The 20,598-nt window shown below is 60.0% G+C and carries 15 protein-coding genes; 11 read left to right on the top strand and 4 right to left on the bottom strand.

The annotated features are described in order from the left end of the window. Window positions 1-13: 13 nt before the first annotated feature. Window positions 14-1,570 carry a VOC family protein gene (locus ASC96_RS26015; protein WP_060505936.1) on the bottom strand — a complete coding sequence of 519 codons (1,557 nt, stop codon included), beginning with the start codon at window positions 1,568-1,570 and terminating at the stop codon, window positions 14-16. 119 nt (window positions 1,571-1,689) lie between these two features. Continuing rightward, the gene (locus tag ASC96_RS26010; RefSeq protein ID WP_060506089.1) at window positions 1,690-2,556 is read right to left on the bottom strand and encodes an SDR family NAD(P)-dependent oxidoreductase; all 867 of its coding nucleotides are present in this window, start codon (window positions 2,554-2,556) and stop codon (window positions 1,690-1,692) included. Window positions 2,557-2,727: 171 nt separating this feature from the next. On the opposite strand from ASC96_RS26010, the gene ASC96_RS26005 reads away from it, so the two are divergent. From ASC96_RS26005 to ASC96_RS25985, 5 genes are all read left to right on the top strand, one after another. Continuing rightward, window positions 2,728-3,483, top strand: a complete 756-nt coding sequence (locus tag ASC96_RS26005) for a Crp/Fnr family transcriptional regulator (protein ID WP_060505935.1) — start codon at window positions 2,728-2,730, stop codon at window positions 3,481-3,483. Continuing rightward, entirely contained in the window at window positions 3,458-3,994 is a 537-nt protein-coding gene (locus tag ASC96_RS34145) for a hypothetical protein (protein ID WP_244482322.1), read from the top strand. Before ASC96_RS26005 ends, ASC96_RS34145 begins: the two co-directional genes overlap by 26 nt. Window positions 3,995-4,281: 287 nt before the next feature. Continuing rightward, window positions 4,282-5,340 carry an efflux RND transporter periplasmic adaptor subunit gene (locus ASC96_RS25995; RefSeq protein ID WP_244482320.1) on the top strand — a complete coding sequence of 353 codons (1,059 nt, stop codon included), beginning with the start codon at window positions 4,282-4,284 and terminating at the stop codon, window positions 5,338-5,340. Next, window positions 5,337-6,416: an efflux RND transporter periplasmic adaptor subunit gene (locus tag ASC96_RS25990; RefSeq protein ID WP_060505933.1), complete on the top strand. Its 1,080-nt coding sequence runs from the start codon at window positions 5,337-5,339 to the stop codon at window positions 6,414-6,416. The genes ASC96_RS25995 and ASC96_RS25990 overlap by 4 nt, the downstream gene beginning before the upstream one ends. After that, a complete protein-coding gene (locus ASC96_RS25985; protein WP_060505932.1) occupies window positions 6,413-9,517 on the top strand; it encodes an efflux RND transporter permease subunit in 3,105 nt (1,034 codons plus the stop codon). The genes ASC96_RS25990 and ASC96_RS25985 overlap by 4 nt, the downstream gene beginning before the upstream one ends. A gap of 5 nt (window positions 9,518-9,522) precedes the next feature. On the opposite strand, the gene ASC96_RS25980 is transcribed toward ASC96_RS25985, so the two are convergent. Next, complete coding sequence (locus tag ASC96_RS25980) at window positions 9,523-10,554, bottom strand: DUF2793 domain-containing protein (RefSeq protein WP_060505931.1); 1,032 nt, start codon at window positions 10,552-10,554, stop codon at window positions 9,523-9,525. Between the two features lie 142 nt (window positions 10,555-10,696). Further along, entirely contained in the window at window positions 10,697-11,473 is a 777-nt protein-coding gene (gene cysQ / locus ASC96_RS25975) for a 3'(2'),5'-bisphosphate nucleotidase CysQ (protein ID WP_060506087.1), read from the bottom strand. 229 nt (window positions 11,474-11,702) lie between these two features. On the opposite strand from cysQ, the gene ASC96_RS25970 reads away from it, so the two are divergent. From ASC96_RS25970 to ASC96_RS25945, 6 genes are all read left to right on the top strand, one after another. Continuing rightward, window positions 11,703-12,953, top strand: a complete 1,251-nt coding sequence (locus ASC96_RS25970) for a sarcosine oxidase subunit beta family protein (RefSeq protein ID WP_060505930.1) — start codon at window positions 11,703-11,705, stop codon at window positions 12,951-12,953. Window positions 12,954-12,965: 12 nt separating this feature from the next. Next, entirely contained in the window at window positions 12,966-13,250 is a 285-nt protein-coding gene (locus tag ASC96_RS25965) for a sarcosine oxidase subunit delta (protein ID WP_060505929.1), read from the top strand. Next, window positions 13,247-16,204, top strand: coding sequence for a sarcosine oxidase subunit alpha family protein (locus tag ASC96_RS25960; protein ID WP_060505928.1), 2,958 nt, complete (start codon window positions 13,247-13,249; stop codon window positions 16,202-16,204). Before ASC96_RS25965 ends, ASC96_RS25960 begins: the two co-directional genes overlap by 4 nt. Before the next feature lie 13 nt (window positions 16,205-16,217). After that, entirely contained in the window at window positions 16,218-16,778 is a 561-nt protein-coding gene (locus ASC96_RS25955) for a sarcosine oxidase subunit gamma family protein (RefSeq protein ID WP_060505927.1), read from the top strand. 181 nt (window positions 16,779-16,959) lie between these two features. After that, window positions 16,960-19,386 carry an FAD-dependent oxidoreductase gene (locus tag ASC96_RS25950; RefSeq protein ID WP_060505926.1) on the top strand — a complete coding sequence of 809 codons (2,427 nt, stop codon included), beginning with the start codon at window positions 16,960-16,962 and terminating at the stop codon, window positions 19,384-19,386. A gap of 306 nt (window positions 19,387-19,692) precedes the next feature. Further along, the gene (locus ASC96_RS25945) at window positions 19,693-20,595 is read left to right on the top strand and encodes a branched-chain amino acid ABC transporter permease (RefSeq protein WP_060505925.1); all 903 of its coding nucleotides are present in this window, start codon (window positions 19,693-19,695) and stop codon (window positions 20,593-20,595) included. Window positions 20,596-20,598 lie beyond the last annotated feature (3 nt).

Below are 20,598 nucleotides of genomic sequence, written 5' to 3'. Positions count from 1 at the left end.
CCGTGCGGGGGCGTCAGCCCCCGATCGTTTTCAGCCAATCGCGAACCGCGTCTGCGTCCATCGGACCAATCTCGTGGCCGGCATCCAGGGTGACGGTTGCAAGTGTTGCGCCCGCGTCGCGCAACACGCCCTCCAGCGGTGTGGCATAGCGGGAATAGCCATCGGTCTTTCCCGTTACCAGCAGGATCTCAGTGCCGGATAGATTCACTTCCGGTACTGTTTCCAACGGGTTCATCATGCGCAGCAGCGCCGCTTTGCGGATCAGTCCGGGGTGCAACAGCATGGTAGCGATCAGCATGTTGGCGCCGTTAGAATAGCCGACGAAAACCATCTTGTCGCGATCAAGGCCGTAGCCCGAAACAGCCCCTTCGATCATCGCCACGAAGGCTTCGGCTTCCGAGGCGATGTCCTTCTGATCAAAGGTGAAGGGCGTGATCCGGCGGAAGAACCGGGGGTGTCCTTCCTCGGTGCTGCGGCCGCGCAGGCTGAGAAGCAGCGCGTTCGGCGCGATCTGGCGGCCGAGCGGCAGAAGGCTGGTTTCGTTGGCGCCGCTGCCGTGCAAGAGCACCAATGTCGTGCCATCGGGATCATCCGCCTGGTGCAGGCGGTGAATGAACGGCAGGTCGCGTTCCGTGAAACGTTCCTCGCCGGGCAGGCCGAATTGCGGCAGCATGACGAGGTTGTCCTGCAGATTTCCGCCAAAATGCTCGGGCACGAACAGTTTCGTTCCCAAGGTCTCAAGACTTTCATCCACCGTCATGCCTGGCGTGTCGGTGGCAAATTCGAACAGCGTGCCGCCAGGTTCGCGGACATAGAGCGAATAGAAATACTTGCGGTTATGGGCGTTGATTTCGCCCGCATCTTCCGCCTCAAGCTGCATGCGCAGCTCCTTGACAGCCGCCACGCTTGAGGCGCGGAAGGCGATATGGTCGATGGTGCCGGTGCCGGGGGCCGCCGTCCAGAAGCCGCCGGCATCGCGGACATCGATGATATCGCCGGAATCGGAGACAAGGCGTTGGATCGCGTCCGTTCGGTCCGCTTCGGCATAGCCGAAATGCCGCGTCACGAAAGCGGCTGTGCCATCGGGCGTGGCTGTCAGGATGGTTGCGCCGCGCAGCCGCCGGATCGCGTCTTCCTGCGGAATATCGGCCGTTACATGCGGAGAGGGGCTGGTCACGGCATCGCTGCCGACGAGCTTGACGATGACGCCGTCGGGATCCTTCAGCCGGATGACCGGTTCGCCGAATTCATGTGTCGGGCCAGTTGCCGCCACATTGTACCGAAGCGCCCGTGTCAGCCAGAAGCCGAGGCTTTCCGGCGCAATGACAAAGGCGATCTCGCTCGGCTGGCCATAGCCGACGCGGCCGGGTGCGCCGTCCTCCCAGACGAGAAATGTGACCAGCGATCCCGGCGAACCAGTCTCGTCACCGTAAAGCAGATGAAGTTGTGCTGCGTCCTCAAACCCGGCTGTGCGCTTGACGAGGCGAAGGCCAAGGAATCCTGCATAAAAATCGACATTCGGCTGTACTTTGCGCGTGATCAGGGTGATGTGGTGGATGCCGCTTGTCATATCTTCCAATCCATTGCTTTGGCTGCACAAAAGCAGCAAACAGAGTGCGGTGCCAGCGCTTCTGCGTAAACACATTGTCCACCGAATGGGCGTCCAAAAGGGCACCTATCGCAGCCGTCTTAGCTGATTCCAGGTCTGTCCTTTACAAGGAAGGCCTTGAAGGCGTCAGCATAGTCCGGATGCCAACGCGATAGTGGAGGGCGGTTTTCGATGATATCCCCGGCCGCCCAGAGAATGCGTTTTTCATCGGTGGGGCGCGCCACGTCATTGTCCGGGCAGAGAATGTAGAAATCGCCGCCCTCAAGGCTTTGCATCATGAAGTCGACCGTCTCCTGGGACGTCCAAGCTGCGTCCGGCTTTTCGGTGCGGCCGTTTGCGGTCAGTCCGGTATAGACGAAGCCGGGGATCAGCAGATGGGCAGTGATGTGGCACTCGGGCGTGTTGCGCAGATCGTGCTGGAGCGCTTCGGTGAAGGCTTTGACGCCGGCTTTCGCAACATTGTAGGCGGGGTCGCCAGGCGGAGTGGTGATGCCCTGCTTGGAGCCGGTATTGATGATCAGGCCCGTCTGGCCGTGGGCGATCATGGCGGGAGCAAAGACGCGCGAGCCGTTGATAACGCCCCAGAGATTGACCGCGAAGACCTTTTCCCACGCATCCTGTGCACCCAAAATTGCGCTGCCGGGTTGGATGCCTGCATTGTTCATCAGCACATGTACACGGCCGAAGCGTTCAATGGCTCCGGCTTCCAGCGCCTTGAGAGAGTCGATGCTCGATACGTCCGTCGCGATCGCAATGACACTTCCGGCCCCATGCGGGGAAAGGGCTGCTGCTTCCCGGGCGGCCTTGTCCAGACGCTCACCCGGTAGATCAGCGAGAACAACGTTCATGCCAAGTCCGGCAAAGCGCCTGGCAGCCGCCAGGCCGATCCCGGACGCCGCTCCGGTCACGACGGCAACATGGTGATTGGCAAAGGCTGGATGATTCATCGCTTCCATCTCGTTTTCGAGGGTATGGTCATGGATGGAAAACTAGGCAAGCTGGCGGGATAAGTCCACCATTGCCGTGGGCCGTCCTCTTGCCGGAAGGACAGGCGGCCCTAATTTTTACAGGAATTCACTGCCCTGATTTTCCGTCCGGGCGTTGCGCAGAGGAACCCAATGGCCACATCGAAGACCCGGAACAGCCGGCAGACGCCTTGCGAACAATGTCCTTTGCGGGCGCTTCCGCATTTCCGCGAATTCAAGCCGGATGAACTGGAATTCGTTTCCAACTTCAAGACTGGAGAACTGGCGGTCGACGCGGGAACCACCATCCTGGTGGAAGGGTCGCATAGCGCTCATCTGTTTACGGTTCTGTCCGGTTGGGGTTTTCGCTACAAGATGCTCGATGATGGCCGCCGCCAGATCCTCAACTATATGATGCCGGGAGACCTGATCGGCCTGCAGGGTAGCCTGATGGGCGAAATGCAGCATTCGGTCGAGGCGCTTTCGCCAGTCACTCTGTGCGTTTTCGAGCGTGACAAGCTTGGTGCACTCTACCGCAACTATCCGGATCTTGCCTACGACCTGACCTGGATTGCTGCGCAGGAAGAACGAATCCTCGACGAAAATCTGCTGAGCATCGGCCGGCGGTCAGCGCTCGAACGGGCCGCCTATTTGCTGGCCTTCCTCTATCAACGCGCCAAGGCAAGCAACCTGTTCAAGGGCGAACGTGTTTCCATTCCGATCACGCAGCAGCATGTGGCCGATACACTCGGGCTTTCCATCGTTCACACCAACAAGACGCTGAAGAAGCTCGGCGAGCGCAAGCTCATCCGCTGGGCCGACCGCGGCTGTGATATTCTGGACGACGACGGGCTGATGAAGATTTCGGGCTGGGAGGGGTATCGTGAGCAGCACCGCCCGTTTATCTGAGTGGGGTGTTGCCCAATTGCGTCGGTACGTGTCTTATTTAAATGCCGTGACCGCTTCGTTGTCATACGTGTTGGTTTCAGGGCTTGCGCTCGAATGGTGCAGGCGATTCGCGGACAGGGACTTATCGGTGACGCTCACGGAAATTCCAGTCTCGATCAAGCGTGTATTGGTGCTCGAAGACAACTTCATTATCGCCATGGACGCCGAGGATGTTTTAAAGTCGATCGGCATTGAGCATGTCGACATTGCTGGAAATGTTGCCGAGGCGCAGGCGCTGATCGAGGAGAAGTCTTTCGATTTTGCGCTTCTCGACGTCAATCTGGGTACTCAAACAAGCTTCGACTTCGCCACGATCCTCATCGAGCGGGCCATAGACTTCGGTTTTGTCAGCGGTTACGGCGACGACTTCGTCTTTCCCCCCGAACTGCGCGACATATCCCGCATTACCAAGCCTTTCAACGAGAGCTCCGTGGCTGGTCTTCTCGGCGCGGGACTGGCCAACCGGCGCTAGACCTTTCCCCCCGGCAAGCATTTTCCCGCATAGCCATTCCCCTTGGGTCTCAACCTGCGGTTTTCGCTATGCTTATGTAAAAAATCCGCATAGCCTCCCTACTGCCGTCAATGCAGCGAGGAGCATGCTTGCTCATCTTGTAACGAATGATTTCCGTCGATCCCATCCGCTTGTCATTGGGGTGGGTCGCGTATATTGAGGGGCCACAATAAATGGTTCAGCTTGAATATCGGAATGAGCGGGCGCAGATGAGTGAGAAACGAAAACTCCGCCGATCCGGATGGTGGTTGGCATCGTTCGCAGCCTTGGCCCTGACATCCTGCGAGGGCGAAACGAAACAGCCGGAAGCGGCAAAAATCACTGTCCGGGTGCAGACTGCCGAATTTGCCGATCACCGGCAGACAGTGACGCTGACCGGCGAGGTTGTCGCTCATGTCCAGACCAATCTTTCGTTCCGCGTCAGTGGCCAGATAACGGAATGGCTCGCGGATGTCGGCTCGCATGTCTCCGCCGGCGAGGTTTTGGCGCGCATCGATCCGAGCGAACAGAAGGCCGATGTCGAGGCCGCGGAGGCTGCTGTGAGGGCTGCCGAAGCGCAGGTTCGGCAGGCTTCCGCTGCGTTTGAACGGCAAAAATCGCTGCTGGCGAAGAATTCCACCACGCAGGAAGCCTTTGATCAGGCACAGACCGCTTTGCAGACGGCGCAAGGATCGCTTGAATCTTCGAAAGCGCTGCTCGGCACGTCCCGGGACGCGCTCTCCTATACCGAACTGAAGGCTGATGCGGATGGGATCGTCACGGCACGCAATGCCGAGACGGGTCAGGTGGTTCAGGCCGCGCAAACGATGTTTTCCGTCGCAAGGGATGGTCCCCGCGATGCAATATTCGACGTTTATGAATCGCTGCTGTTCGAAAAGCCCGCGGAGCCGAAAATCCAGCTGGCGCTCGTCAGTGATCCTTCCGTCAAAACTGAGGGAACGATCAGTGAGATCTCGCCGACGATCGATACGGCAACGGGAACCGTTCGCGTCAAGATTGCCATGGACACGACGCCTGATCGCATGACGCTCGGCGCGCCGGTGACCGGATTTGCCAGCTCCAAGCCGTCAAAGCTGGTCGTGCTGCCATGGACATCGCTGTCCTCGCTGGATGGAAAACCGGCCGTCTGGGTGGTCAATGACAAGGACAACACGGTTAGCCGCAAGCCTGTGAAGGTGGCATCTTACGAGACAGGCCGCGTGCTTGTTGCGGAAGGCCTGTCCAACGGGGAGGCCGTGGTGACCGAAGGCGGAAAGATGCTGCGCCCCGGCCAGACCGTCTATGTGATCAAGGAGCGGGCGAAATGAACCGGATATCCCTCGGCCTGCTCGTTGCGCCATGCGCATTTCTAATACTTGCCGGTTGCCAGGAAAAGGAAGAGCAGGCTGAACCGGCAATCCGCCCGGTGCTTTCGCAAATCGTTGTGCTGCAACGGCTGCCTGCTCCCAGCTTCGCGGGCACCGTGCAGCCAAAGGTCCAGACCAACTTCGGCCCTCGCGTGACGGGCCTGCTGGTTGCCCGGGATGTCGATACCGGTGATACCGTGACGCAGGGCCAGCTTCTGGCCGCGCTCGATCCAACAGCGCTTGAGCTTGCCGTCGGGTCGGCCCGTGCCGATCTGGCAAATGCGGAAGCGACGCTTGCCAATGCCGTTTCGGTCGAGCGGCGCACGAGGGCGCTGTTCAAGATCGGTACGGAAACCCAAGCGTCGGTGGAAAGTACCGAACAGGCGAGTGCCGCGGCGGAAGCGTCGGTTGTCCAGTCGCGTGCGGCGCTGCTGAAAGCTGAGGAGCAACTCTCCTATGCACAGGTGAAGGCCGCCTTCGACGGCGTGGTGACCGAGACCGGGGCGGAGGTGGGCCAAGTGGTCGCCGCCGGTGCGGCAGTCGTGACTGTTGCCCGGCCGGATGCCCGGGATGCGGTGGTGGACGTTCCAGACGGCAATGCGCTTTTGCATGTGGGGACGCCATTCCTTGTTTCCCTGCAGATCGATCCAGCGATAACGGTTAGCGGCCTTGTCCGTGAGGTCGCACCGGCAGCAGATCCGGCAACACGCACGCGCCGCGTCAAGATCGCGCTTGAAAATCCACCGGCAGCTTTCCGGCTTGGCACCACGATCACCGCCACGCTCAAAGAAGCTATTGTCGAGCAACTGGTGCTGCCAGCAACCGCCATCCTCGTGCGTGACGGAAAATCCTATGTCTGGGTGGTCGATGAGGGCGGCGTAACGGTCGAGACCCGCGAAGTGGTCACCGGGCCGCAGACGGGCAATGTGGTCGTCATCACCTCCGGCATCGATGCCGGCATGCGTGTGGTAACGGCAGGGGTCCATAGCCTGGAGGACGGCCAGAAGATCAAGATTGAAGACGAGGCGCAGTCATGAAGAAATTCAACCTGTCCGACTGGGCGCTCGATCACGCATCGATGGTCTGGTATTTCATGATCGTCTTCGGCTTGCTTGGTTTCTTCTCCTACCTGAGCCTTGGCCGCGAGGAAGATCCATCCTTTACCATCAAGACCATGACGATCTCGGCGCAATGGCCGGGCGCTTCGGTCGAGGAAACCACCCGCCAGGTGACGGAACGGATCGAGCGCAAGCTCGAGGAACTGGAATCGCTGGACTACACGCGCAGCATCACCACGCCGGGGCAAACACTCGTCTTTGTCAATTTGAAGGACACGACGAAGGCCCGGGATGTTGCGTCGATCTGGGTGACGGTCCGCAACATGATCGGCGATATTCACGGCCAGTTCCCGTCCGGCGTTGTCGGGCCTTCCTTCAACGACCGCTTCGGCGACGTGTTTGGCAACATCTACGCGTTTACCTCAGACGGGCTGACCCAGCGGCAATTGCGCGATTATGTCGAGACTGCGCGCCGCGAAATCCTGACGGTTCCGAATATCGGCAAAGTCGATATCGTCGGGGCGCAGGACGAGGTGATCTATCTCGAATTCTCGACACGGCAACTGGCAGCACTCGGCATCAACCAGAATGATGTCGTTGCCACGCTGCAGGCCCAGAACGCGATTGCGCCTTCAGGCGTCGTACAGGCGAAGGGTGAGCGCGTCAGCGTTCGCGTCAACGGTCAGTTCTCCTCAGAAGACAGCCTGCGCGCCGTCAATCTGCAGGTCAACAACCGTTTCTTCCGCCTCACCGATATTGCTACCGTCACAAGGGGCTATACCGATCCGCCATCGGCGCTGTTCCGCTACAACGGCCAGTCGGCGATCGGCCTTGCCATCGGCATGAAGCAGGGCGCCAATCTTCTGGAATTCGGCGATCACGTCGAGGAAAAGATAAAGCAGGTCGAGGCGGAGCTGCCGGTCGGCGTTGGTGTTCACCTGGTTTCCGATCAGCCGCTGATCGTCGAGGAGGCCGTCTCCGGTTTTACCCGCGGTCTGGCGGAGGCCGTCATCATCGTTCTTCTCGTCAGCTTCGTCAGCCTCGGGGTCCGTGCTGGGCTGGTGGTTGCCTTGTCGATCCCGCTGACGCTGGCCATTACCTTCGTCGTTATGTCCTATTTCGACATTTCGCTGCAGCGGATTTCGCTCGGCGCCCTGATTATCGCGCTCGGTCTCCTCGTCGATGACGCGATGATTGCCGTGGAGATGATGGTGGCGCGGCTGGAGGAGGGCGACTCGCTGCGCAAGGCGGCGACCTATGTCTATACGTCGACGGCGTTTCCGATGCTGACCGGCACGCTGGTCACCGTTGCCAGCTTCATTCCGGTTGGCCTCAACAACAGCGCCGCCGGCGAATTCACCTTCACGCTGTTCGTCGTCATCGCTGTTTCGCTGGTGGTGTCCTGGATCGTCGCGGTGGTATTTGCGCCGCTGCTTGGCGTCACCATCCTGCCGAAAACCATGAAACAGCACCATGAGCAAAAGGGCCGTCTGGCGCGGCTTTTTTCCAGCGTTCTTGGCTGGTGCATGCGCTGGAAATGGACGACGATTGCGCTGACGATAGCCGTCTTCGGCCTGTCGCTGTTCGGCATGACCAAGGTCCAGCAGCAGTTCTTTCCGTCGTCGGACCGGCTTGAGCTCATCGTCGACTGGTCATTGCCACAGAATGCGTCGATTACCGATACCAATGCACAGATGGCGAAGTTCGAGCAGGACAAGCTGGTCGGCAATCCCGATGTCGAGCGCTGGTCCACCTATGTCGGGCAGGGCGCCGTGCGCTTCGTTCTGTCCTTCGATGTCCAGCCGCCGGATACGTCGTTTGGCCAGACGATCATCGTGACGAAGAGCCTTGAGGTTCGTGACAAGCTGCGTGCCGACCTGCAGAAGTACCTGAAGGAAACCTTCGTCGGCACGGATGCCTACGTGAAACTGCTGGATATCGGGCCGCCGGTTGGCCGCCCGGTACAGTACCGGTTGAGCGGCCCGGATATCGGCAAGGTGCGCGAGCATGCACTTGAACTCGGCAGCGTTCTCGGCCGCAATCCGCTGCTTGGCGATGTCGTCTATGACTGGAACGAACCGGCACGTGTCATCAAGGTGGATGTCTTGCAGGACAAGGCGCGCCAACTGGGCGTCACCTCGCAGGATATCGCCTCAGCACTCAACGGCATCGTCGGCGGAACGACCGTGACGCAGGTCCGTGACGATATCTACCTGATCAATGTCGTTGCCCGCGCCAAGGCGTCCGAGCGGCAATCGATCGAGCTGCTGCGCGACCTGCAGCTTCCCGGTGCGAGTGGCAACTCCGTGCCGCTCGCCGCCGTTGCAAGCTTCCGCTACGAGATGGAGCAACCAGTCGTCTGGCGCCGCTCGCGTCTGCCGACGCTCACCGTCAAGGCGGGTATTCTCGATGCGACACAGCCGGCGACGATCGTCGCGCAACTCTCCAAGGAGGTGAACGCGTTCGCGGAAAAACTGCCGCCCGGATACAAGATCGATGTCGGCGGCAGCGTCGAGGAGAGCGGCAAGAGCCAGGCGCCGATTGCCGCCGTCGTGCCCTTGATGCTGTTCGTCATGGCGACGATCCTGATGATCCAGTTGCAGAGTTTTTCACGGCTATTCCTGGTCTTCGCCGTGGCGCCGCTGGCGCTGATCGGGGTCGTCGCCGCCCTGCTATCCAGCAATTCGCCGATGGGTTTCGTCGCCATTCTCGGCATTCTGGCGCTAATCGGCATCCTCATACGAAACTCGGTCATTCTTGTGGTACAGATCGAACATCTGCGCACCGAGGGCGTTGTGCCCTGGCAGGCGGTGCAGGAGGCGACCGAGCACCGGATGCGGCCGATCATGCTGACGGCGGCTGCCGCCAGCCTGGCGCTGATCCCGATTGCCCGGGAAATCTTCTGGGGGCCGATGGCTTACGCCATGATGGGCGGCATCATCGTCGGTACCGTTCTGACACTGCTGTTCCTGCCAGCGCTCTACCTCGCCTGGTTCCGCATCAAGCCGCCGGAAAAGACCGAGGAAGTCACGCTGGAAGGATCGGCGGTCGCGACCACGGATGATGCTGTTCCGGTCTAGGCGTTTTACAGCATCACCACCGTCAGCTCGGTCTTGTCATAGGCAAAATCGAGCGGTGTGGTTCCCGTATGTTCCAGCACCAGCCAGTCGCCGGCGTTGAGGATCGCCATACCGATGGCGCAGTTGCCGTAGGATGAGGCAGCCGCATCGTTGTCGTTGATGCTGGCGACAACCGTCGTGCCGTTGACCTTAACGGTTACGGAAAAGGTGCCCGCCGGATTGGCCTCGACGCCGAGGCAAATGAGATAGGGGCCTGAAACAGGCACGACGAGCCGATTGCCGCTACCCGTGGCGGCGGCGCCGAGGGTGAAGCCGCCCTGATTGATGTTCAGGATGGAAAAGCCGGTTTGCGAACCGGAAGCCGGCATCTGCAGACCGCCGCCGAGCGTGGCACGCGCCAATGGCCGCTGCGGCATGCTGACCTGTCCGTGACCGGTGATCACCAGCGCCGATTTCCAGGTGGATCCATCAGGACTGACTTTGATGGCAAACTCGTCCGATCCGGCAAGCCCCATTTCCGCCCGGCCGGACCAGCCCGACTGGAACAGCAGGCTTGCCGTGTCGAACGCCGCCGCCTTGTTGACCTTCACCTGATGTCCGTTGCCGTTATGGGTCAGCAGTGTGGCAGCGGCTGCGACAGCGAGCCGGTTGGTGCTGTCGGCGGCGGTGTTGATGCCGAGAAACGCGGGCGTGCCGATCGCGTCGAAGGTTGCCCAGTCGGTGCCGTTGTGAATCTTCAGCTTGTCTTCGGCCGTAAACCAGCCGCGCCAGCCATCCTTCGGCGTGATGAAAATCCAGTCGCCATCCTGGCGGAAGGCAAGCTTGCCGCTCTTTCCGGCCCACGCTGCCGTGGGTGATGCCGTGACATTGAAACACGTTCCCTCCTGCGGATCCGAGGGCGGGGTCGAGAGCGAAGCGATGATCGTCAGTTGTGTCAGCGCATCGAGGCGCTGCAGGGCTTCATTATGGGTGACGTGCTTTTGAGCCTGCGACGGCAGGATATAGGGCAGTTCCAGGTTGACGGTTGTTTCGCTCATCGGGTCCGTTCTCCTTTGCGGTGAGGAGAAGGGTAGCCGCTGATGGAATGCAGGGGATGCGGAGGCTGCCGTATCGTTGTTTTAAAAGGGAGATTAAGGCCGCGTATGCCCGCCAATTCCCCACAGGGGCCGCTGGCAGGAGTCAGTCCTTGCCGCGCGAGACAAAATGCGGATTGGCGAAATCGGCGTCGGATGCTTGGTTGCGTTTGCCGTAGGTGAGCGGATTGCCATCCATGGTCACGGTTTCGCCGCCGGCGGCGCGCAGGACGGCGTCACCTGCAGCGGTATCCCATTCCATCGTCCGGCTCAGCCGCGGATAGATATCGGCCAGTCCTTCGGCGAGAAGACAGAATTTCAGCGAAGAGCCGATCGCTTCATAATCGGTGATGCCATGCTCGGTCAGGTAGGAGACGGTTTCCTGGCTATTGTGATGCTTGCTTGCCAGTGCCACCAGCCGGTCACCACGGCTGCGGCAGCCAATGATCGTTGGCGGACCGATATCGTTTTGGCCGGTAACGACGGCCTTTTTAGCCTTGTTGCGGTTGGCTGCATAGAGAATGCCGAGCGCGGGTGCATAGACGACACCGGCAACCGGTTCGCCTTTTTCGATCAGGGCGATGTTGACGGTGAAATCGTCATTGCGGCAGACAAATTCCTTGGTGCCGTCGAGTGGATCAACCAGGAAGAAGGATTTTCCTTCGATATCGGGGACGTGGCCCGCAGCGACGGCCTCCTCGGCCACGACGGGGATATCGGGGAAGGCGGCTGCCAAAATGTCGAGGATGATCTTTTCGGCGCTCTCGTCGGCATCGGTGACGGGGGAACTGTCGGCCTTGTAGCTGACTTCCGGTCCGGCGTGATAGACGTCGAGGATCGCTTTCCCCGCAGCCACCGCCGCTCCTTCCAGAATGTCGAGCATCTGTGCTTCCTGTGCCTTGCAGCCATCCACGGCTATCGTCTCCGAGTTTTTCACGGACGTTGAATTTCAACGTCCGGAACGCGCATCATACATCCGCATTCCTTACCGGTCTTTTCAAGATTCGCGCGTGAAATTTTGCCGACTGTGCCGCATTTGGCACTGTGTCTTTTGCGCTGGTGCGGTAGAGCTGCGATTGCACTGCAACAGGATGGGTGGAACTGGGACTGGCATGCGTTATTCGGCATTCTCCATCGTTAAGAACGCGCTGACGGGCAACGTCAACTGGAAGCCGGCCTGGCGCCAGCCGGAACCGAAGCCATACTATGACGTGATCATCGTTGGCGGTGGCGGCCATGGGCTGGCGACAGCCTATTATCTCGCGAAAGAATTCGGCCTCAAGAACATCGCGGTGCTGGAAAAGGGTTATCTCGGCTCTGGCAATGTCGGCCGCAACACCACCATCGTGCGCTCCAACTACATGCTGCCCGGCAACGAGCCGTTCTACGAGTTTTCGATGAAGCTCTGGGAAGGTATGGAGCAGGACCTCAACTACAACGCCATGCTGTCACAGCGCGGCATCATCAACCTCTACCACAATGACGGCCAGCGCGATGCCTATATCCGCCGCGGCAATGCCATGTGGATGGAGGGTGTTCCGGCCGAGTTGCTCGACCGCGCCGCCTTGAAGAAAATGTTGCCCTTCCTGAATTTCGATCATGCCCGCTTTCCGATCATGGGTGGTCTGTTACAGAAGCGCGGCGGCACGGCGCGTCATGATGCCGTGGCCTGGGGTTATGCCCGCGCCGCCGATCGTCTTGGTGTCGATCTCATCCAGAATTGCGAAGTCACTGGCATCCGCCGCGACAACGGCGTCGTCACCGGCGTCGAGACATCCAGAGGTTTCATCGGTTGCGGCAAGCTCGGGCTGGCGGCAGCCGGCAACACCTCGCGCGTCGGAGAGATGGCCGACCTGAAGCTGCCGATCGAAAGCCACGTCCTTCAGGCCTTTGTTACTGAAGGACTGAAACCTGCTATCAATCATGTTATCACCTATGGCGCCGGGCATTTCTACATTTCCCAGTCGGACAAGGGCGGCCTTGTTTTCGGCGCCGAGATCGACGGTTATAATTCCTATGCCCAGCGCGGCAATCTGGCGACGGTCGAGCACGTGATGGAAGAAGGGGTGACGATGATCCCCGGCCTGTCGCGGGTGCGTGTGCTCCGCTCCTGGAGCGGCGTCATGGACATGAGCATGGACGGCTCGCCGATCATCAGCCACACGCCCATCGACAATCTCTATCTGAACTGTGGCTGGTGCTACGGCGGCTTCAAGGCGACGCCGGCATCCGGATGGTGTTTTGCGCATCTGATCGCCAAGAACGAAACCCATCCCGTCGCCCGCTTTCTGCGCCTCGATCGCTTCGAACGCGGCTATCCCATCGATGAACACGGCGCTGGTCCACAGCCCAACCTGCATTGAGATCTGAAAAGCATGGCGAGCCTCATTCACTGCCCGCATTGCGGCGTCCGGCCGAAGGAAGAGTTTTCGATCCGCGGCGACGCGTCGCTGGTCCGCCCCGATCCGGAAGCGTCCGACGAGGCCTGGAACGATTACGTCCATATCCGCAGCAATCCGCGCGGCCGCTACCGCGAGCATTGGCAGCATGTTGCCGGTTGCCGCCGCTGGCTGGTGGTCGAGCGCGATACATTCACCCATGAGGTGTTTTCCGTCACGGATGCTGCCGCTGCCACTGTTGCGCGGGAGGCTGGCCGATGACAGCGTATCGCCTTGCCTCCAGCGGTCTGGTCGATCGCAGTGCGCCTCTCGATTTCCGGTTCGATAACCGGAACCTGACCGGATTTTCGGGCGATACGCTCGCCTCTGCGTTGCTTGCCAATGATCAGCTTCTGGTCGGCCGCAGCTTCAAATATCACCGGCCACGCGGCATCGTCACCGCCGGGCCGTCCGAACCGAATGCGCTCGTCACCGTCGGCAAGGGCGCGGATAGTGACCCGAACACCAAGGCAACGGTTGCCGAACTTTATTCCGGTCTGGACGCCCGCAGCCAGAACCGGTTCCCATCGCTGAAATACGATATCGGCGCCGTCAACGGCCTGTTGTCGCCGTTTCTTGGAGCAGGTTTCTACTACAAGACGTTCATGTGGCCGGCGGCCTTCTGGGAGAAGATCTATGAGCCCATCATCCGCAAGGCGGCAGGGCTTGGACGCGCAGTGCTTGAACGCGATCCGCAGGCCTATGAAAAATGCTGGGCGCATTGCGACCTGCTGGTTGTCGGCTCTGGCCCCACGGGGTTGATGGCGGCGCTTGCCGCTGGCCGCGCGGGCTTGCGGGTCATTTTGGCGGACGAGGATTTCAGGCTGGGCGGTTCGCTGCTTGGCGAGACTGCGCGGATCGGCGACGCTTCTGCGCAGGATTTTGCCGAGAGGGTCCTCGCGGAACTCCGTTCCTTGCCAAATGTGACGATGATGCCGCGCACCACTGTTTTCGGTTGGTACGATGACAATGTGTTTGGCGCGGTCGAGCGGGTGCAGAAGCATGTGGCGCTGCCGCAGGCGAAACTGCCGGTCGAACGGCTTTGGCGGATCATCGCAAAGCGGGCGTTGCTGGCGACAGGTGCCGAGGAACGGCCGCTGGTCTTCGGCGGCAATGACAAGCCGGGTGTGATGATGGCCGGCGCCATGCGCACCTATGCCAACCGCTTCGGTGTGGCGGCCGGAAAATCGGTGGCAATTTTCACCAATGGCAGCGCCGGTTACCGCACAGCCGCTGATCTTACGGCGCATGGTGTCGACATTGCTGCGATCATCGACAGCCGCGCTGATGGTTCTGATCGTGCGCCGGACGGCGTTCGGGTCATTCGATCGGCGTCGGTCATCGACACCAAGGGGCGTCAGCGCGTAGCCGGTGTCGTGGTAGAGCGCTCGGGCTTCGAGCAGACGATTGCCTGCGATGCGATCGGCATGTCCGGCGGCTGGAACCCGATTATCCATCTTGCCTGCCAGCGCGGAGCCAAGGCCGTCTGGTCCGAGGATTTGAAGACGTTTCTGGCGCCGGACGTTGGCAATGGGCTTGTTGTCGCCGGGGCCGCGGCGGGGCGCTACACTTTGGCTGGCTGTCTGAAGGACGGTGCGGACAAAGCGGCGGTTCTCGCTGCCGATCTCGGATTTTCGGCCGTTTCCCACACGGCGCCTGCCGTCGAAGGCGAAATCGATCCCTCGTTTACGGCGCTGTGGTATTCGCCGGGCGCCAAGGCAAAGGCCTTTGTCGATTTCCAGAACGATGTCCACGTCAGGGATATCGGGCTTGCCCTGCGAGAGGGCTTTGGCCATGTCGAGCATGCCAAGCGTTACACGACAAACGGCATGGCGACCGATCAGGGCAAGCTCTCCGGCATCAATGCCACTGGCCTTCTGGCCGCGATGCAGGGCATCAGTCCGGCCGATGTCGGCACGACCACGTTCCGGCCGTTCTACACGCCGGTCGCCTTCGGCGCATTGGCGGGAACATCGCGCGACGAGCATGCCGCGCCGGTGCGCAAATCGCCGTTGCATGGTTGGGCACAGCGAAACGGTGCCGTGTTCGTCGATTCCGGCCTGTGGTTCCGCCCCGCCTATTTTTCGCGCGGTGGCGAAAAGACCTGGCGCGAAAGCACCGACCGGGAAGTCCTCACTATCAGAGAAAATGTGGGTCTCTGCGATGTCTCGACGCTCGGCAAGATCGAGATCTTCGGGCCGGACGCTGCGGAATTTCTCAATCGGCTTTACTGCAATCCGTTTTTGAAGCTGCCGGTCGGCAAGGCACGGTACGGCTTGATGTTGCGCGAGGATGGCATGGTCTATGACGATGGCACGACCAGCCGGTTGTCGCACGAGCATTTTGTCATGACTACCACCACGGCGCTGGCCGGCGGCGTCATGTCCCATATGGAATATTGCGCGCAGGTGCATTGGCCGGATCTCAAGGTGCGCTTCTGCTCCTCGACCGATCAATGGGCGCAGATGGCGATTGCTGGGCCGAAGGCGCGCCTGGTCCTGCAAACGCTGGTCGAGGATGATATTTCCGACGCGGCCTTTCCGTTCCTTGCCGCCGGTACCGTCACCCTGAGGGGCGGACTGAAGGCGCGGTTGTTCCGGATCTCGTTTTCGGGTGAATTGGCCTATGAGCTTGCGGTGCCTGCGGGGCTTGGTGAGGCCGTTGCCGATGCCATCATGGAAGAGGGCAGGGCGCATGGGATTTGTGCTTACGGGCTGGAGGCCCTGAACGTTCTGCGCATCGAAAAGGGACACGTCACGCATGCCGAATTCGATGGCCGGGTAACGCCTGACGATGCAGGCTTCGGCCGTATGGTCTCGGCGCAGAAACAGGACTTCATCGGCAAGCGGCTTTCGACCCGTTACGGTCTGACGGCCGCCGACCGCATGCAGATGGTTGGATTGAAGCCGGTGGAAACGGACCAGCATATCCGCGCCGGAGCGCATCTGTTGCGCGAGGGTGCAAAGCCATCGACACTGAACGATCAGGGGTATGTCAGCTCCGCCTGCTTCTCGCCGACGCTTGGACACGATATCGCGCTGGCCTTCCTCAAATCGGGCCGCGAGCGCTATGGCGAACGGGTCGTCGTCTGGGACAAGCTGGCAGGCGCCGAGACGGTGGCGGAAATCTGCAATCCTGTCTTCGTCGATCCCGGCAACACGAAACTGAACTCCTGAGGCGGATGCGGACATGAGCAGAACCTATATTTCCCGCCATCCCCTGGATGATCTGCTGCCGCTGGAACCGGGCATTCGCGCGGTTGACCATCTGGATATTCCGCGCGTTGTCGCAATCGTTTCGGTTATGGCTATGGACGGCGAGGAGGCTTCTGTGGCTGCTGGATTGGCTGCTTCGGGCGATGCGTCAGCCCGCTTTTCGGGACCCGGCGAGTGGCTGGCTGTGTCGCAGCCGCAAACGGCGGAAAGCCTGCATCGCAATTTGTCCCTGCTTTTGGCAGAGACGGCCTACATTGTCGATCAGAGCGATGGCCGCGTCGTTTTCAGGCTGTCCGGCCCCAATGTCCGGCGGATCCTTGCCAAGGGCATTGCCACCGATCTGCATCCGGCGATCTTCGAGACCGGGACATCCGTCAATGTGCTTTGCGGCCATATCAGCGTCAATCTGGCCCGCACCGGTGAGAACGAATTCGAGCTGATCGTCATGCGCAGCTTCGCCGTCGCGCTCTTCGATGATCTGAAAGTGATGGGCCGGGAATTCGATCTCTCCGCCGGTTTCTCCGTCCGGGGATAAAAGCGGCATCGCATGACGTTTTTACGGCGCTCCTGAAGTAGCCGATGGCGGGAATGGGCAAGACCTGTTCGCAGGGATATCTTTCACAGCGGCGGCTTTGCCGGTACGGTTTCGACAGCCAAGATTTCGCTTAACTGAGCGGGATGCTTTTCGCAAGCAATCCCGAAACCGGAGAATATCCATGAAAAGCCATGCCAGGGTCGTCGTTATCGGCGGCGGCGTCGTCGGTTGCTCGATCCTTTATCATCTGACGAAGTTCGGCTGGACCGATGTGGTACTTCTGGAGCGCTCGGAACTCACCTCCGGTTCCACTTGGCATGCGGCCGGCGGCATGCACACGATTAATGGCGATCCGAACGTCGCCAAGCTGCAGAAATATACGGTCGAACTCTACAAGGAAATCCAGGAGTATTCCGGCCAGGACATCGGCCTCCACATGACGTCCGGCATGATGCTGGCGGCAACCAAGGAGCGGTTCGACTGGATGAAGTCGATCCTTGCCAAGGGCCGATATATGGGGCTGGAAGCCGAGCTTTTGACGCCGAAGGAAGCGCATGAGCTGATGCCGCTGCTTGATCCCACGCAGTTCGTTGGCGCCGTGTTCGATCCGGTCGAGGGCCATCTCGATCCCTATGGCACCACCCATGCCTATGCCAAATCCGCCAAGAAGAACGGCGCTGATATCTACCTGCACACCAAGGTGGAGGATCTTGTCCAGCTGGAGGACGGCTCATGGCGGGTGATCACCAACAAGGGTGAGATCATCGCCGAGCATGTCGTCAACGCCGCTGGTCTGTGGGCACGCGAGGTTGGCCGCATGACGGGGCTGGAACTGCCGGTGCTGGCCATGGAGCACATGTATCTCATCACCGAGGACATGCCGGAAGTCATCGAATTCAACCAGACGCGCGGCAAGGAACTGATGCATTGCGTCGATTTCGATGGCGAGATTTACCTGCGCCAGGAACGCAATGGCATGCTGATGGGTACCTATGAAAAGGCCTGCCGCCCGTGGTCGCCGATCACCACGTCATGGGACTTCGGCCATGAATTGCTGGCCGAGGATATCGAGCGTATCACGCCTGAACTCGAAGTCGGTTTCCGCCACTTCCCGGCCTTCAACAATGCCGGCATCAAGAAGATCATCAACGGCCCCTTCACCTTCTCGCCGGACGGCAACCCGCTCGTCGGCCCGGTGCGTGGCCTCACCAACTACTGGTCGGCCTGCGCCGTCATGGCCGGGTTTAGCCAGGGCGGTGGCGTCGGTCTGGCGCTGGCCAACTGGATTATCTATGGCGACCCGGGCTTTGACGTGTTTGCCATGGACGTCTCGCGTTACGGCGATTTCGCCACGCTCGGCTTCACCAATGCCAAGGTGCGCGAAAACTATTCCCGCCGCTTCTCGATCCGCTATCCGAACGAAGAATTGCCGGGTGCGCGTCCGTTCCTGACCACGCCGATCTACGACAAGCTGAAGGACGCAGGTGCCGTCTTCGGGGCCTCCTATGGGCTGGAAGCGCCGCTGTGGTTCGCGCCGAAGGGCGAGGAGGACAAATTCTCCTGGCGCCGCTCCAACGATTTCGACGTTGTGGGTGCCGAAGCCAAGGCTGTGCGGAACAGCGTTGGTGTGATGGAGACCTCCGGCTTTGCCAAATACACGATCACCGGCAAGGGCGCGGAAGCCTGGCTCGACCACATGCTGACCTGCCGCATCCCGGCTATTGGCCGGATGTCGCTGGCGCCGATGCTGAAGGACGACGGCAAGCTGATCGGCGACTTCACGCTGGCAAAGCTCGGGGAAGGGGATTTCCTGCTGATCGGCTCAGGCATTGCGGAAGATTACCATATGCGCTGGTTCGAGAGCCATCTGCCGAAGGGCGGCTCGGTGACGCTGAAAGCGTTGAACCTGCAGTTGGTCGGGCTGTCGATTGCCGGCCCCAATTCCCGTGCGCTGATTTCCAAGCTGACGCATCTCGATATGTCCGACGAGGCCTTTGCCTTCATGGATATCCGCCGGATGGATCTCGGCATGGCGCCTGCAATCGTCGGCCGTGTCAGCTACACCGGCGATCTCGGTTATGAAATCTGGATGAAGCCGGAATATCAGCGCTATCTCTACGACCTGATCATGGGGGCTGGTGCAGAATTTGATATCAGGCCGTTTGGGCTGCGGGCGCTTAACGCGCTGCGAGTCGAAAAATCCTTCGGCAGCTGGTCGCGCGAATACCGCCCGCTTTACGGGCCATTCGAAGCCGGGCTCGGGCGATTCGTTGCCCTGAAGAAGGATGCTGACTTCATCGGCAAGCAGGCGGCGGCCAGGGAAAAGGCCGAAGGCGGCACCTTGCGGCTACGCACTTTCATCATCGAGGCCAGGGACGCTGATGTGATCGGCGACGAGCCGATCTCGCTGAACGGCAAGGTCTGTGGCTGGGTGACATCGGGCGGCTATGCCCATGCGTCCGGTGTTTCGGTGGCGATAGGCTATGTTCCAAAGGAGGTTGCGGATGAGGTCGAGGGGTGGCAAGTTGAATTGCTGGGCGAGATGCTGCCCGCCCGCCTGCAGATGCAGCCGCTTTTCGATGCCAACGGTTCGCGCATGCGATCCTGACCGTTCGATTGCAGTCGCGGCATTTCATAGACCCGGCTGGCGTTGAACGCGCTCGCCGGGGCGAGGCCATGTTTAACCGTATAATTCACGGTCTTATGCCCAAAAACAGGGCGTAAACTGCACTATTTTTGATTTTTCGACTGTTTAAGCGTCAATATCACTAAAATGGGAAAGAAATTCAGGAAAGCATCATTTTAAGCTTCACTTTTGGTCTGAAAGCATTATGGAATCCTCTATCGAAAAGGCTCAGAAAGAGCCACGAAAAGAAGAGGTCTGACCTACTAGGATCAGACCCGGGGGATATTGATGGAGTATTTTGTCCAGCAGCTCGTCAACGGGCTGACTCTTGGCTCTATTTACGGTTTGATTGCCATTGGTTATACAATGGTTTACGGCATTATCGGCATGGTGAACTTCGCTCACGGCGATATCTTCATGCTTGGCGGTTTCGCAGCACTTATTGTTTACCTGGTTCTTGTGGGTTTGTTCGGCGGTGTTCCGATCGCACTTGCCCTTTTCGTCATGATCATCGTGGCGATGCTGATGACCGGGTTGTGGAACTGGGTCATTGAGAAGATGGCTTACCGCCCGCTACGCGGTTCGTTTCGCCTCGCGCCACTGATTACCGCGATCGGCATGTCCATCGCTCTGTCGAACTTCATTCAGGTGACGCAAGGCCCGCGCAACAAGCCGATCCCGCCGCTGGTGTCGTCGGTTTACAATGTTTTCGGCATCTCGATCTCGTTGAAACAGATCATCATTGTTGTGGTGACTGCGGTTCTGCTGACGATCTTCTGGTATATCGTCAACCACACGCCGCTTGGCCGTGCGCAGCGCGCCACCGAGCAGGACCGCAAGATGGCGGCATTGCTGGGCATCGACGTCGACAAAACCATCTCGATCACCTTCGTCATGGGCGCGGCGCTGGCTGCTGTCGCCGGAACCATGTACCTGATGTATTATGGTGTCATCGTCTTCACGGATGGCTTCACGCCGGGCGTCAAGGCCTTCACGGCCGCGGTTCTGGGTGGCATCGGCTCACTGCCGGGAGCTGTGCTGGGCGGTCTGATGATCGGGCTCATCGAGTCTCTGTGGTCTGCCTATTTCACCATCGACTACAAGGATGTCGCGACATTCTCGATCCTCGCCATCGTGCTGATTTTCAAGCCGTCTGGTATTCTGGGTCGGCCGGAAGTCGAGAAGGTATAATTC

The sequence above is a fragment of the Rhizobium sp. Root1204 genome (assembly GCF_001424965.1).
Taxonomy (GTDB): Bacteria; Pseudomonadota; Alphaproteobacteria; order Rhizobiales; family Rhizobiaceae; genus Pararhizobium.
Note: the sequence above shows the minus strand (reverse complement) of the source record. Positions and strands in the feature narration are given on the sequence as shown.

Coding starts and splice junctions, on each gene's coding strand:
- ASC96_RS25950 (WP_060505926.1), top strand. CDS start 16,960: ATGAAAAGCCATGCCAGGGTCGTCGTTATCGGCGGCGGCGTCGTCGGT.
- ASC96_RS25970 (WP_060505930.1), top strand. CDS start 11,703: ATGCGTTATTCGGCATTCTCCATCGTTAAGAACGCGCTGACGGGCAAC.
- ASC96_RS25955 (WP_060505927.1), top strand. CDS start 16,218: ATGAGCAGAACCTATATTTCCCGCCATCCCCTGGATGATCTGCTGCCG.
- ASC96_RS26005 (WP_060505935.1), top strand. CDS start 2,728: ATGGCCACATCGAAGACCCGGAACAGCCGGCAGACGCCTTGCGAACAA.
- ASC96_RS25945 (WP_060505925.1), top strand. CDS start 19,693: ATGGAGTATTTTGTCCAGCAGCTCGTCAACGGGCTGACTCTTGGCTCT.
- ASC96_RS26010 (WP_060506089.1), bottom strand. CDS start 2,556: ATGAATCATCCAGCCTTTGCCAATCACCATGTTGCCGTCGTGACCGGA.
- ASC96_RS25965 (WP_060505929.1), top strand. CDS start 12,966: ATGGCGAGCCTCATTCACTGCCCGCATTGCGGCGTCCGGCCGAAGGAA.
- ASC96_RS26015 (WP_060505936.1), bottom strand. CDS start 1,570: ATGACAAGCGGCATCCACCACATCACCCTGATCACGCGCAAAGTACAG.
- cysQ (WP_060506087.1), bottom strand. CDS start 11,473: ATGCTCGACATTCTGGAAGGAGCGGCGGTGGCTGCGGGGAAAGCGATC.
- ASC96_RS25985 (WP_060505932.1), top strand. CDS start 6,413: ATGAAGAAATTCAACCTGTCCGACTGGGCGCTCGATCACGCATCGATG.
- ASC96_RS25980 (WP_060505931.1), bottom strand. CDS start 10,554: ATGAGCGAAACAACCGTCAACCTGGAACTGCCCTATATCCTGCCGTCG.
- ASC96_RS25990 (WP_060505933.1), top strand. CDS start 5,337: ATGAACCGGATATCCCTCGGCCTGCTCGTTGCGCCATGCGCATTTCTA.
- ASC96_RS25960 (WP_060505928.1), top strand. CDS start 13,247: ATGACAGCGTATCGCCTTGCCTCCAGCGGTCTGGTCGATCGCAGTGCG.